This window comes from Serratia bockelmannii (genome assembly GCF_008011855.1).
GTDB classification, from domain to species: Bacteria; Pseudomonadota; Gammaproteobacteria; order Enterobacterales; family Enterobacteriaceae; genus Serratia; species Serratia bockelmannii.
Map to the genome: position 1 here is coordinate 58,377 of NZ_VOUX01000007.1, position 13,583 is coordinate 71,959.

The 13,583-nt window shown below is 59.3% G+C and carries 11 protein-coding genes and 6 tRNA genes; 16 read left to right on the forward strand and 1 reads right to left on the reverse strand.

All coding sequences use genetic code 11. The annotated features are described in order from the left end of the window. The first annotated feature begins 33 nt into the window (after window positions 1-33). The 12 genes from nagB (at window position 34) to FOT55_RS11200 (ending at window position 8,458) form a co-directional block, all read left to right on the forward strand. Complete coding sequence (gene nagB, locus FOT55_RS11145) at window positions 34-834, forward strand: glucosamine-6-phosphate deaminase (RefSeq protein WP_004939952.1); 801 nt, start codon at window positions 34-36, stop codon at window positions 832-834. Between the two features lie 18 nt (window positions 835-852). Then, window positions 853-1,992, forward strand: coding sequence for an N-acetylglucosamine-6-phosphate deacetylase (gene nagA, locus FOT55_RS11150; RefSeq protein ID WP_049205765.1), 1,140 nt, complete (start codon window positions 853-855; stop codon window positions 1,990-1,992). A gap of 27 nt (window positions 1,993-2,019) precedes the next feature. After that, window positions 2,020-3,240: a DNA-binding transcriptional regulator NagC gene (gene nagC / locus FOT55_RS11155; RefSeq protein WP_004939956.1), complete on the forward strand. Its 1,221-nt coding sequence runs from the start codon at window positions 2,020-2,022 to the stop codon at window positions 3,238-3,240. A 67-nt stretch (window positions 3,241-3,307) separates the two neighbouring features. Then, window positions 3,308-4,060, forward strand: a complete 753-nt coding sequence (locus tag FOT55_RS11160; RefSeq protein ID WP_004939957.1) for an HAD-IIA family hydrolase — start codon at window positions 3,308-3,310, stop codon at window positions 4,058-4,060. 190 nt (window positions 4,061-4,250) lie between these two features. Beyond that, the gene (gene chiC, locus FOT55_RS11165) at window positions 4,251-5,693 is read left to right on the forward strand and encodes a chitinase ChiC (protein ID WP_060447626.1); all 1,443 of its coding nucleotides are present in this window, start codon (window positions 4,251-4,253) and stop codon (window positions 5,691-5,693) included. Between the two features lie 283 nt (window positions 5,694-5,976). Next, the gene (gene asnB / locus FOT55_RS11170; protein WP_147823474.1) at window positions 5,977-7,641 is read left to right on the forward strand and encodes an asparagine synthase B; all 1,665 of its coding nucleotides are present in this window, start codon (window positions 5,977-5,979) and stop codon (window positions 7,639-7,641) included. Between the two features lie 218 nt (window positions 7,642-7,859). Next, a tRNA-Met gene (locus FOT55_RS11175) sits at window positions 7,860-7,936 on the forward strand. 16 nt (window positions 7,937-7,952) lie between these two features. After that, window positions 7,953-8,037 (forward strand) — tRNA-Leu (locus FOT55_RS11180). Between the two features lie 30 nt (window positions 8,038-8,067). Further along, a tRNA-Gln gene (locus FOT55_RS11185) sits at window positions 8,068-8,142 on the forward strand. A gap of 44 nt (window positions 8,143-8,186) precedes the next feature. Further along, window positions 8,187-8,261: transfer RNA gene (locus FOT55_RS11190), tRNA-Gln, on the forward strand. 41 nt (window positions 8,262-8,302) lie between these two features. Then, window positions 8,303-8,379, forward strand: a tRNA-Met gene (locus tag FOT55_RS11195). 4 nt (window positions 8,380-8,383) lie between these two features. Continuing rightward, window positions 8,384-8,458: transfer RNA gene (locus tag FOT55_RS11200), tRNA-Gln, on the forward strand. A gap of 87 nt (window positions 8,459-8,545) precedes the next feature. Here the strand turns inward: FOT55_RS11200 and ubiF are convergent. Beyond that, window positions 8,546-9,727, reverse strand: a complete 1,182-nt coding sequence (gene ubiF, locus FOT55_RS11205; protein ID WP_147823475.1) for a 3-demethoxyubiquinol 3-hydroxylase — start codon at window positions 9,725-9,727, stop codon at window positions 8,546-8,548. Between the two features lie 197 nt (window positions 9,728-9,924). Between ubiF and miaB the strand changes: the two genes are divergently transcribed. The 4 genes from miaB (at window position 9,925) to ybeY (ending at window position 13,564) form a co-directional block, all read left to right on the forward strand. Further along, window positions 9,925-11,349 carry a tRNA (N6-isopentenyl adenosine(37)-C2)-methylthiotransferase MiaB gene (miaB, locus tag FOT55_RS11210; protein ID WP_025301853.1) on the forward strand — a complete coding sequence of 475 codons (1,425 nt, stop codon included), beginning with the start codon at window positions 9,925-9,927 and terminating at the stop codon, window positions 11,347-11,349. A 119-nt stretch (window positions 11,350-11,468) separates the two neighbouring features. Beyond that, window positions 11,469-11,804, forward strand: coding sequence for a zinc ribbon domain-containing protein YjdM (locus tag FOT55_RS11215; RefSeq protein WP_004939967.1), 336 nt, complete (start codon window positions 11,469-11,471; stop codon window positions 11,802-11,804). A 234-nt stretch (window positions 11,805-12,038) separates the two neighbouring features. Then, window positions 12,039-13,094, forward strand: coding sequence for a PhoH family protein (locus FOT55_RS11220; protein WP_025301852.1), 1,056 nt, complete (start codon window positions 12,039-12,041; stop codon window positions 13,092-13,094). Continuing rightward, window positions 13,091-13,564, forward strand: coding sequence for an rRNA maturation RNase YbeY (gene ybeY, locus FOT55_RS11225; protein WP_016928766.1), 474 nt, complete (start codon window positions 13,091-13,093; stop codon window positions 13,562-13,564). The genes FOT55_RS11220 and ybeY overlap by 4 nt, the downstream gene beginning before the upstream one ends. Window positions 13,565-13,583 lie beyond the last annotated feature (19 nt).

Consider the following 13,583-nt stretch of genomic DNA (forward strand, 5'->3'; position numbering starts at 1 on the left):
TAGCTTTAGTTTACTTATCCCAAGAGGTGTTAGATGAGACTTATCCCACTGAAAGATACCGCACAAGTCGGCAAATGGGCCGCGCGTCATATCGTTCAACGCATCAACGCATTCAAGCCAACCGCAGAGCGCCCGTTTGTCCTCGGCCTGCCTACCGGCGGCACGCCGCTGGAAGCCTACAAACATCTGATTGCGATGCACAAAGCAGGTGAAGTAAGCTTTAAGCATGTTGTGACTTTCAACATGGACGAGTACGTTGGCCTGCCGCAGGAACACCCGGAAAGCTACCACACCTTCATGTACCGCAACTTCTTTGACCACGTTGATATTCCTCGTGAAAATATCAACCTGCTGAACGGCAACGCCGCGGATGTCGACGCCGAGTGCCGCCAGTACGAAGAGAAGATCAAATCTTACGGCAAAATTAACCTGTTCATGGGCGGCGTGGGTATCGACGGCCATATCGCGTTCAACGAGCCGGCTTCGTCCCTGGCTTCGCGCACCCGCATCAAAACGCTGACCGAAGACACCCGCATCGCCAACTCGCGCTTCTTCGGCGGCGACGTCAGCCTGGTGCCGAAATATGCGTTGACCGTCGGCGTGGGCACGCTGCTGGATGCCGAAGAAGTGATGATCCTGGTGACCGGCCATGCCAAGGCGCAGGCGCTGGAAGCCGCAGTGGAAGGCAACATCAACCACATGTGGACCATCAGCTGCCTGCAGCTGCACGCCAAAGCGGTGGTGGTGTGCGACGAACCGGCCACCATGGAACTGAAAGTCAAAACCGTCAAATATTTCCGCGAGTTAGAAGCGGAAAGCGTGAAAAGTCTTTAATCTTTGCAGGGGGCTACGATGTTCGCTTTAACCCACGGCCGAATCTATACCGGCCACGACGTACTTGATGACCATGCAGTCATTATCGCTGATGGGCTGATCGAGAGAGTCTGCCCGGTGGCTGAATTGCCCGCCGGCATCGAAACGCGCGACCTGGGTGGCGCCATCCTGGCCCCCGGGCTTATTGACGTGCAGCTGAACGGCTGCGGCGGCGTCCAGTTCAACGATTCGCTGGAAGCAATCTCGGAAGAAACGCTGGAGATCATGCAGCGCGCCAACGAGAAATCCGGCTGCACCAGCTATCTGCCGACGCTGATCACCAGCAGCGACGAATTCATGAAGCACAGCGTCGACGTGATGCGCGCTTATCTGAAAAAGCACCAAAACCAGGCGTTGGGCCTGCACCTGGAGGGGCCGTACCTCAGCCCGGTAAAAAAAGGCACTCACAACCCGGCGTTCATTCGCAAGCCAACGCAGGACATGATCGATTACCTGTGCGCCAACGCCGACGTGATCACCAAGGTGACGCTGGCACCGGAAATGGTTGAGCCGCACGTTATTAAACAGCTGACCGAGGCCGGCATCGTGGTCTCCGCCGGCCACTCGAATGCCACCTACGATCAGGCGCGCACCGGCTTCGCCGCCGGCATCAGCTTCGCCACCCACCTGTACAACGCCATGCCGTATATCACCGGCCGCGAACCGGGGCTGATGGGGGCGATCTTCGATACGCCAGAGGTCTATACCGGCATCATCGCCGACGGCCATCACGTAGCCTGGGCGAGTATCCGTAACGCCAAACGCCTGAAAGGTGATAAATTGGTCTTGGTCACCGACGCGACCGCACCGGCGGGTGCAGATATTGACCAATTTATTTTCGCCGGTAAAACAATATACTATCGGGATGGACTGTGCGTGGATGAGAACGGCACCCTGAGCGGTTCCGCGCTGACCATGATCGAAGCGGTGCGAAACAGCGTCGAGCATATCGGCATAGCGCTGGACGAAGCGCTGCGCATGGCGACGCTGTATCCGGCGCGCGCCATCGGCGTCGATCACCGTCTGGGCACCCTCGAAGCCGGCAAGGTGGCTAACCTGACCGCCTTCACCCGTGATTTCAAGATCACCAAAACGCTCGTTAACGGTAACGAGGTTTAATTCAATGAACAGCGAGTAAAATTATTGATGAGCACTGGCGGACAAGCACAAATAGGGAACGTTGACTTAGTCAAACAACTTAACGGCGCGGCAGTTTACCGCCTGATCGACCAGCAGGGCCCGATCTCGCGCATTCAGATTGCCGAGCTCAGCCAGCTCGCCCCCGCCAGCGTCACCAAAATTACTCGCCAGCTGCTGGAGCGCGGGCTGATCAAAGAAGTCGATCAGCAGGCCTCCACCGGCGGCCGCCGCGCGATCTCCATCGTGTCGGAAACCCGTCATTTCCATACCGTCGCGGTGCGTCTCGGCCGCCACGACGCCACCATCACCCTGTATGACATGAGCGGCAAGTCGCTCAGCGAAGAACACTATCCACTGCCGGAACGCACCCAGGAAACGCTGGAGAATGCGCTGTTCGCCGCCATCGCCCAATTCATCGAAGCGAACCAGCGCCGCCTGCGCGAGCTGATCGCCATCGCGGTGATCCTGCCCGGCCTGGTGGATCCGGCGCTGGGCGTGGTGCGCTACATGCCACACATCAGCGTCAGCAATTGGGCGCTGGTGGACAACCTGCAGCAGCGCTTCAACGTCACCAGCTTCGTCGGCCACGACATCCGCAGCCTGGCCCTGGCGGAGCACTACTTCGGCGCCACCCGCGACTGCGAAGACTCGATTCTGGTGCGCCTGCACCGCGGCACCGGCGCCGGCATCATCGTCAACGGGCAGATTTTTCTCGGCAACAACGGCAACGTCGGCGAGATCGGCCATATCCAGATCGATCCGCTGGGGGAACGCTGCCACTGCGGCAACTTCGGCTGCCTGGAAACCGTGGCCGCCAACGCCGCGATCGAACAGCGCGTGCGCCAGCTGCTGAGCCAGGGCTACCCGAGCAAACTGACGCTGGAAGACTGCGGTATCAACGCCATCTGCAAGGCCGCCAACCGCGGCGATCTGCTGGCCAGCGAAGTGATCGAACACGTCGGCCGCTATCTGGGCAAAGCGGTGGCCATCGCCATCAACCTGTTCAATCCGCAGAAGGTGGTGATCGCCGGTGAGATCACCGAAGCGGACAAGGTGCTGCTGCCGGCGATCCAGAGCTGCATCAATACCCAGGTACTGAAGGACTTCCGCAAAAATCTGCCGGTGGTGACCTCCGAACTCAATCATCGCTCGGCGATCGGCGCTTTCGCCCTGGCCAAACGCGCGATGCTCAACGGCGTGCTCTTGCAGCGATTGCTGGAAAGCTGATCCGCCGCTTCTGGCAGGTGTGTTATCGTCACCTCTTGCCTGCCGTAATCATGAGAAACAGCGACAAATGAAAATCAAAAACGTTATATGCGATATCGACGGCGTGCTGCTGCATGACAATACGCCGGTGCCCGGCGCCGATCTGTTCCTGGCGCGCATCCAGGAACAAGGCATGCCGCTGGTGGTGCTGACCAACTACCCGTCACAGACCGCGCAGGATCTGGCGAACCGCTTCGCCGCCGCCGGGCTGGAAGTGCCGGAGAGCGCGTTCTATACCTCGGCGATGGCCACCGCCGATTTCCTGCGCCGCCAGGAAGGCAAAAAGGCCTACGTGGTCGGTGAAGGCGCCCTTATCCATGAGCTGTACAAAGCCGGTTTCACCATCACCGACATCAACCCGGATTTCGTGATCGTCGGTGAAACCCGCTCTTACAACTGGGACATGATGCACAAAGCCGCCTATTTCGTGAGCAATGGGGCGCGCTTTATCGCCACCAACCCGGATAGCCACGGCCACGGCTTCTCGCCGGCCTGCGGCGCACTGTGTGCCCCCATCGAGAAGATCACCGGCCGCAAGCCGTTTTACGTCGGCAAGCCCAGCCCGTGGATCATTCGCGCCGCACTGAACAAAATGCAGGCGCACTCGGAAGAAACGGTGATCGTCGGCGACAACCTGCGTACCGACATCTTGGCGGGCTTCCAGGCCGGCCTGGAAACCGTTCTGGTGCTGTCCGGTGTCTCCACGCTGAGCGACATCGAAACCATGCCGTTCCGCCCGAGCTATGTCTACCCTTCCGTCGCCGATATCACTATCTTCTGATGCGGCCATGGCGGCCGTCCGGCCGCCATTATTTCCTTCTCCCTCAGCGTCAGTTTGAATTTAATTCGTTCATGGCAGCAAAAGGTTTCAGCCTGCCTGCATTAAAAATCCTCATTATAACTTTACGCCCCGCCAATAGCTGATATTGCCGGCGAGCGGAAAACCCTTACCCCTTATCAATGAGGCTACCATGAGCACAAATAACATTATTAATGCCGTCGCCGCCGATGACGCGGCCATTATGCCGTCTATCGCCAATAAAAAGATCCTGATGGGTTTCTGGCACAACTGGGCCGCCGGCGTCAGTGACGGCTATCAGCAAGGCCAGTTCACCAATATGAACCTGACCGACATTCCCGCCGAGTACAACGTGGTGGCCGTCGCCTTTATGAAAGGCCAGGGCATCCCGACCTTCAAACCTTACAACCTGTCCGACGCCGAGTTTCGCCGCCAGGTAGGCGTGCTGAACAGCCAGGGCCGCGCGGTGCTGATCTCCCTCGGCGGCGCAGACGCGCATATCGAGCTGAAAACCGGCGACGAGGACAAGCTGAAAGACGAGATTATTCGCCTGGTGGAAGTCTATGGCTTCGACGGCCTGGATATCGATCTGGAACAGGCGGCGATCGGCGCCGCCAATAATAAAACCGTCTTGCCTGCGGCGCTGAAAAAAGTAAAAGACCATTACGCCGCCCAGGGGAAAAACTTTATTATCAGCATGGCGCCGGAATTCCCGTATTTGCGCACCAACGGCACCTACCTGGATTATATTAACGCCCTCGAAGGCTATTACGACTTTATCGCGCCGCAATATTATAACCAGGGCGGCGACGGTATTTGGGTGGATGAACTCAATGCCTGGATCACGCAGAATAACGACGCCATGAAAGAGGACTTCCTCTACTACCTGACGGAAAGCCTGGTTACCGGCACCCGCGGCTATGCGAAGATCCCGGCGGCGAAATTCGTCATCGGCCTGCCGAGCAACAACGATGCCGCCGCCACCGGCTACGTGGTCAACAAACAGGCGGTGTATAACGCTTTCTCGCGTCTCGACGCCAAAAACCTGTCGATCAAGGGCCTGATGACCTGGTCAATCAACTGGGATAACGGCAAGAGCAAAGCCGGCGTCGCCTACAATTGGGAGTTCAAAACCCGCTATGCGCCGCTGATTCAGGGCGGCGTCACCCCGCCGCCGGGAAAGCCTAATGCGCCGACGGCGCTGACGGTCTCCGAGCTGGGCGCCACCTCGCTGAAACTGAGCTGGGCCGCCGCCACCGGCGCCTCACCGATCGCCAGCTACACCGTCTACCGCAACGGCAACCCGATCGGCCAAACCGCCGGTCTGTCGCTGGCCGACAGCGGTCTGACGCCGGCAACCCAGTACAGCTACTTCGTTACCGCGACCGACACCCTGGGCAATACCTCCCTGCCGAGCAGTGCGCTGGCGGTCAAAACCGCCAACGACGGCACGCCGCCCGATCCGGGCGCGCCCGAATGGCAGAACAACCACAGCTACAAAGCCGGCGACGTCGTGAGTTATAAAGGCAAGAAATACACCTGTATTCAGGCGCACACCTCCAATGCCGGCTGGACGCCGGATGCCGCGTTCACCCTCTGGCAGCTCATCGCCTAATCGCTAATCGATTGCCGGTCAAACTGGCCGGCAATCCCGCCATCACGCTAAAAATTGCATAATCGACAATTTTTTACGCCGATAACTGAAAATCCGTTAAAAACCTCAGCCACGCAAACAACTATTTCTCAGCGCATGGCTAAAACGCTTGCATCCTCCGCAGCTTTTGGCGCATTTTCATAACCACAGCGCAGCAAAACCGCGTTATCGCTGATAAATCGGCAATGCTGCCCATAACAGTAAAAACAACATCACAGTCATAAAAGCCCGTTAGGAGAGTTGTATGTGTTCTATTTTCGGTGTGCTCGATCTGAAGTCCGATCCCGTTGAACTGCGTAAGAAAGCGCTGGAGCTGTCACGTCTGATGCGCCACCGCGGCCCGGATTGGTCCGGCGTTTACGCCAGCGACAAAGCCATTTTGGCCCACGAACGCCTGTCGATCGTCGACGTCAACAACGGCGCTCAACCGCTGTACAACGCTGCGCACACCCACGTTTTGGCGGTCAACGGCGAAATTTACAACCACCAGGCGCTTCGCCAACAGCTGAGCGACCGCTATGCGTTCCAGACCGGCTCCGACTGTGAAGTAATCCTGGCGCTGTATCAGGAGAAAGGACCGGACTTCCTCGACGATCTGCAAGGCATGTTCGCTTTTGCCCTGTATGACACTGAAAAAGACGCCTACCTGATCGGCCGCGATCACCTGGGCATCATCCCGCTGTACATGGGCCATGACGAACACGGCAACCTGTACGTTGCCTCGGAAATGAAAGCGCTGGTGCCGGTGTGCCGCACCATCAAGGAATTCCCGGCCGGCAGCTACCTGTGGAGCCAGGACGGTGAGATCCGCGAATATTATCGCCGCGACTGGTTCGATTACGACAGCGTCAAGGACAACGTGACCGACGCCGCCGCCCTGCGCACCGCGCTGGAAGAGTCGGTGAAAAGCCACCTGATGTCCGACGTGCCTTACGGCGTGCTGCTGTCGGGCGGGCTGGATTCCTCGGTCATCTCGGCGATCACCAAGAAGTACGCTGCGCGCCGCGTGGAGGATCAGGAACGCAGCGAGGCCTGGTGGCCGCAGCTGCACTCCTTCGCCGTCGGGCTGGAAGGCTCGCCGGATCTGCGCGCCGCGCAAGAGGTGGCTAACCACCTGGGCACCGTGCACCATGAGATCCACTTCACCGTGCAGGAAGGGCTGGACGCCATCCGCGACGTGATTTATCACATCGAAACCTACGACGTCACCACCATTCGCGCCTCGACGCCGATGTACCTGATGTCGCGCAAAATCAAGGCGATGGGCATCAAGATGGTGCTTTCCGGCGAAGGCGCGGACGAAGTGTTCGGCGGCTACCTGTACTTCCATAAGGCGCCGGACGCCCGCGAATTCCACGAAGAGACCGTGCGCAAACTGCTGGCGCTGCACATGTTCGACTGCGCGCGCGCCAACAAGGCGATGTCCGCCTGGGGCGTCGAAGCCCGCGTGCCGTTCCTGGACAAGAAATTCCTCGACGTGGCGATGCGCGTCAACCCGAAAGATAAAATGTGCGGCAACGGCAAAATGGAAAAACACATCGTTCGCGAATGTTTCGAGTCCTATTTGCCCGCCAGCGTGGCCTGGCGCCAGAAAGAGCAGTTCTCCGACGGCGTCGGCTATAGCTGGATCGACACGTTAAAAGAGGTGGCTGCGCAGCAAATTAGCGATCAACAGCTCGAAACCGCGCGTTTCCGCTTCCCGTACAACACGCCAACGTCGAAAGAAGGCTACCTGTACCGCGAAATCTTCGAAGAGCTGTTCCCGCTGCCGAGCGCCGCCGAATGCGTACCGGGCGGCCCGTCCGTCGCCTGCTCGTCCGCCAAGGCCATCGAGTGGGATGAATCGTTCAAGAAGATGGACGATCCTTCCGGCCGCGCCGTTGGCGTGCACCAGGCCGCCTATAAATAATTGCGCGGCATTTCCTTCAGGGCGGGCCTTTTGGCCCGCCTTTTTGTTGCCTTTTCCCCCCGCCAACTGCCTGAATTGCCGATTTTATCGCCATAATGTTCACAACCCAGACAAACGGCGCTTCCGGGCGCTTTTTCGGGAAAAAACTTGTTGACGCAAATCGGTCATATACGCATAATGCGCCCCGCAACGCCGATGAAGGCAAAGCAAAAAAAGAGGGCTACGTAGCTCAGCTGGTTAGAGCACATCACTCATAATGATGGGGTCACAGGTTCGAATCCCGTCGTAGCCACCATCTCTTTTTTGTATTTGCGGGAGTGGCGAAATTGGTAGACGCACCAGATTTAGGTTCTGGCGCCGCAAGGTGTGCGAGTTCAAGTCTCGCCTCCCGCACCATTTCTCTTCATCGTCGGCGCAGTATGTTGATGGGGTATCGCCAAGCGGTAAGGCACCGGTTTTTGATACCGGCATTCCCTGGTTCGAATCCAGGTACCCCAGCCATATTCTTTCGGGAATGGGGTTTCAACATAAGATTTGTTTGCAGGTGGGGTATCGCCAAGCGGTAAGGCACCGGTTTTTGATACCGGCATTCCCTGGTTCGAATCCAGGTACCCCAGCCATAACAAACTGCTTGCAAATCAAAGAAGTAAAAAGTAAGATCGGCTACGTAGCTCAGCTGGTTAGAGCACATCACTCATAATGATGGGGTCACAGGTTCAAATCCCGTCGTAGCCACCATAATTGGGGTGTCGCCAAGCGGTAAGGCTCTGGTTTCTGATACCAGCATACCCAGGTTCGAATCCTGGCACCCCAGCCATATTTAGAAAAGCCCGCTTAGGCGGGCTTTTTGCTGTCTGGCGTTCGGCCAATCCTAACGGGCCCAGCCACCGCTGAGCCCTGTCGGTTACAATCCCAAGGCGTACTTCAACGCATGCTCTTTCAGCTTGCCCGCCCGCTGCGCGGCCATCAGCGCCAGATTGCGCGCCACGGTCAGCGGCGCCAGGTTATTGCTGAAGGCGGTATAGAACAGATCCATGCCGCTCTGCATCAACAGATTGTCGGTACGGCGGCGGCGTTGATAGCGCAGCAGCACCGCCTCGCCGCTCCAGTCTTCTCCCTGCTCTCGCGCCTCGCTCAGCACGTTCAGCAAGGCATCCACATCGCGATACCCCAGATTGACGCCCTGCCCGGCCAGCGGGTTGATGGTATGCGCCGCATCGCCCACCAGCGCCAGCCCCGGCAGCACGTAGCGCTGCGCATGACGCCGCGTCAGCGGGAACGATCCGGCAGCGTGCACCTTGACCGGGCCCAGTCGTGCCGGGAAAGCGGTAGCGATTTCGCGCTCCAGCTGCGCCGGCGGCATCGCCTGCAGTTGGCGAATGCGCTGCGGGCTGTCATACCACACCAGCGACGCCCAGCTGTCGTACAGCGGCAGGAAGGCGCGCGGCCCGGACGGGAAGAAGCGCTGCCAGGTCACATCCTGCTGCGGCGCGCCGGTATCGACGGTGATCAACATGCACGCCTGACGATATTGCCAGCCGTTGGTGCCGATCGCCGCCAGCTTGCGCACCTGCGAGTTGGCCCCGTCGGCACCGACAACCAGCCGCGCTTGCAGCGTCTCGCCGCTGTCCAGCGTCAGTTGCCAGGCATTGTCCGCCCGCTGCAGCGATTGCAGCCTGGCGGGGCACAGCAGCGTCAGGTTGGCGCACTGCGCGAACTGTTGCCACAGCCCCAGCTGCAGAATGCGGTTTTCCACCATAAAGCCCAGCTCGGGCAGCCCCAGGGACACCGCGTCGAACGCCACGCGCGACGACGCCCACTCCCAGGTCTCCAGCCGGCGATACGGCGCCGTACGCATCGCCGTCACGGCCTGCCAGGTGCCGAGCTGTTTCAGCAGCCCCACCGAGGTGCAGCCGATCGCGGAAATGCGCAGGTCCGGCGGGCTTTGCGCCTCGAACGCCTGCGGCGCCTGATGTTCCAGCAACGCCACCGACCAGCCCGCCTGCGCCAGCCCCAGGGCCGCCGCCGCGCCGACCATGCCGCCACCCACCACCACCGCGTCATACCGATTTTGAGATGTCTTCATATTGGCTATGTTTTCTATGTGAATGCTCGCCATCCCACCCGACATGGCGTTTTGCGCAGTGTACCGGATTTTCGCTTCGGCTTCAGGTTGCGTGCCATTTTCCCCCGCGCTGGTCACAACGGCGGCAAATGATTACAATACGCGCCCTGCATGTCGCGTAACGCAACTTTCGCTCCGCACTGAGTAATGGCAAGTCAATGACGAAAAAACTACATATCAAAACCTGGGGCTGCCAGATGAATGAGTACGATTCATCAAAAATGGCCGACCTGTTGAACAGCACGCACGGCTTCGAGTGGACCGACAACGCCGAGGAAGCGGACGTGCTGTTGCTGAACACCTGCTCGATCCGTGAAAAAGCGCAGGAGAAAGTTTTCGCCATGCTGGGGCGCTGGCGCTTGCTGAAAGAGAAGAATCCGTCTGTCATCATCGGCGTCGGCGGTTGCGTGGCCTCGCAAGAAGGCGAACTGATCCGCAGCCGCGCGCCTTGCGTCGACGTGGTATTCGGCCCGCAGACCCTGCACCGCCTGCCGGAAATGATCAATCACGTTCAGGGCACCCGCAGCCCGGTGGTCGATATCAGCTTCCCGGAGATCGAAAAATTCGACCGCCTGCCGGAGCCGCGCGCCGAAGGCCCGACCGCCTTCGTGTCGATCATGGAAGGCTGCAACAAATACTGCACTTTCTGCGTGGTGCCTTACACCCGCGGCGAGGAAGTGAGCCGCCCGAGCGACGACGTGCTGTTCGAAATCGCCCAGCTGGCGGCGCAGGGCGTGCGCGAGGTCAACCTGCTCGGCCAAAACGTCAACGCTTACCGCGGCGCGACGCATGACGGCGATATCTGCTCATTCGCCGAACTGCTGCGCCTGGTGGCGGCCATCGACGGCATCGATCGCATTCGCTTCACCACCAGCCACCCGATCGAGTTCACCGACGACATTATCGCGGTGTACGAAGACACGCCGGAGCTGGTCAGCTTCCTGCATCTGCCGGTGCAGAGCGGTTCGGACCGCATCCTGACCATGATGAAACGCGCGCATACCGCGCTGGAGTATAAGGCGATTATCCGCAAGCTGCGCAAGGCGCGGCCGGCCATCCAGCTGAGCTCCGATTTCATCGTCGGTTTCCCGGGCGAAAGCCAGGCCGACTTCGAACAGACCATGAACCTGATCGCCGACGTCAACTTCGACGTCAGCTTCAGCTTCATCTATTCGTCGCGCCCCGGTACGCCGGCGGCGGACATGGTCGACGACGTCAGCGAAGAAGAGAAAAAGCAGCGGCTGTACATTCTGCAGGATCGCATCAACCAGCAGGCGCTGCAGTTCAGCCGTCGCATGCTCGGCACCGTCCAGCGCATTCTGGTGGAGGGCACCTCGCGTAAAAGCGTGATGGAGCTGGCCGGGCGCACGGAGTGCAACCGTGTGGTAAACTTCGAAGGCACGCCCGACATGATCGGCCAATTTGTCGACGTGGAAATTACCGAGGTGCTGACCAACACCCTGCGTGGCGCAGTGGTGCGCACCGAACAGCAGATGGATCTGCGCGTACATGAATCCCCGCAGTCGGTGATCGCCCGTACCCGCAAAGAAAACGCGCTGGGCGTCGGCATTTACCAGCCCTGACGCCGCGGCGGCCGCCTTATCGCCGCCCGTTCGCGCTACTCCTTACCGTTTCTCCGCCGGGCGTCCGCGCCCGGTGATGTTCTTTTTTTATTTTTTTATTGTTGAAGAGGCGACATAACATGCAACTCCCACACTGCCCGAAGTGCAACTCCGAATACACCTACCAGGACAATGCCCTGTTCATCTGCCCTGAGTGCGCCCACGAGTGGAGCGACAGCGCCCCGGCGGAAGATCAGGACGCGCTGATCGTCAAAGACGCCAACGGCAACCTGCTGGCGGACGGCGACGCGGTCACCGTGATCAAGGATCTGAAGGTCAAAGGCAGCTCCTCGATGCTGAAGATTGGCACCAAGGTGAAAAACATTCGCCTGGTGGAAGGCGATCACAACATCGACTGCAAAATCGACGGTTTCGGCCCGATGAAGCTGAAATCCGAGTTCGTGAAAAAGAACTGATTCCCAGCGGCCTTGTTCTGTGATGACGCGGCGGGCTTTGCGCCCCGCCGCGTTTTTTCCTTATCTTCCCTTGAATTCCGCCGACGGCGCACAGATAGATCAGCGGTAAACTTGCGCCGTTGCGGCGCACCATGAATAATTCAAGAAAGAGAGTATTCAGGCTCGCCCTGAACGCGCGCGTCCCGGACGCGCTATGTGACATCAACCAGGCCCGATGTGACCTAGAGGAATAGTTTGAACGTCGCAACACAAGAAATTTTGTTAGAGCCCGCAGACAATAAGCGTTTGCTCAGCCTGTGCGGCCCGTTTGATGACAACATCAAGCAACTCGAGCGCCGATTGGGCATCGAAATCAATCGCCGCGACAACCGTTTCAAGCTGGTTGGCAAAAACCTGTGCGTGGTTGCCGCCGCCGATATCCTGCGCCATCTGTACGTGGATACCGCGCCGATTCGCGGCGTGATCCCGGATATCGATCCGGAGCAAATCCATCTGGCGATCAAAGAGAGTCGGGTGCTGGAACAGGTGGCGGACAGCGTGCCGGATTACGGCAAGGCGGTCACCATCAAAACCAAGCGCGGTATGGTGAAACCGCGCACGCCTAACCAGGCGCAGTACATCGCCAATATTCTCGATCACGACATCACCTTCGGCATCGGCCCGGCGGGCACCGGCAAAACCTACCTGGCGGTCGCCGCTGCGGTGGATGCGCTGGAACGCCAGGAAATTCGCCGCATACTGCTGACCCGCCCTGCGGTCGAAGCCGGCGAAAAGCTGGGCTTCCTGCCCGGCGATCTGAGCCAGAAGGTCGATCCTTATCTGCGCCCGTTGTACGACGCCCTGTTCGAAATGCTGGGCTTCGAGCGCGTGGAGAAGCTCATCGAACGCAATGTGATCGAAGTCGCGCCGCTGGCCTATATGCGCGGCCGCACGCTGAACGACGCCTTTATCATCCTGGATGAGAGCCAGAACACCACCATCGAGCAGATGAAGATGTTCCTGACACGCATCGGCTTCAACTCGAAGGCGGTCATCACCGGCGACGTCACCCAGATCGACCTGCCGCGCAACCAGAAATCCGGCCTGCGCCATGCGGTGGAAGTGCTGTCGGACGTGGAGGAGCTGAGCTTCAACTTCTTCCACAGCGAAGACGTGGTGCGCCACCCGGTGGTGGCCCGCGTGGTCATCGCCTATGAGGCCTGGGAAGCCGCCGAACAGAAACGCAAAGACGCGATTGCCGAGCAACGTAAGCGCGAGGCGCTCGCCGCCTCCGAGCAGGAGACACCATGAGTCAGGTGATTTTGGATCTGCAGATTGCCTGTGAAAGCAGCGACGGCCTGCCGGATGAGGCCACCTTCCAGCGCTGGCTGGAAGGCGTGCTGCCGCAATTTCAGGAAGAGGCCGAGGTGACCGTGCGTCTGGTGGACGAAGCGGAAAGCCACGAGCTGAACCTGACCTACCGCGGCAAAGACAAGCCGACCAACGTGCTCTCTTTCCCGTTCGAAGCCCCGCCGGGCATCGAGCTGCCGCTGCTCGGCGATCTGATCATCTGCCGCCAGGTGGTTGAGCAGGAAGCGATTGAGCAAGGCAAAACGCTGGAGGCCCACTGGGCGCATATGGTTGTCCACGGCAGTCTTCATCTGCTAGGGTATGACCACATCGAAGACGATGAAGCCGAAGAAATGGAGTCTTTGGAAACCGAAATCATGCACGGACTGGGTTATCCTGATCCGTACCTGGCGGAAAAAGACCCCGTCTGACGTCAGCCGTTTACCCCAC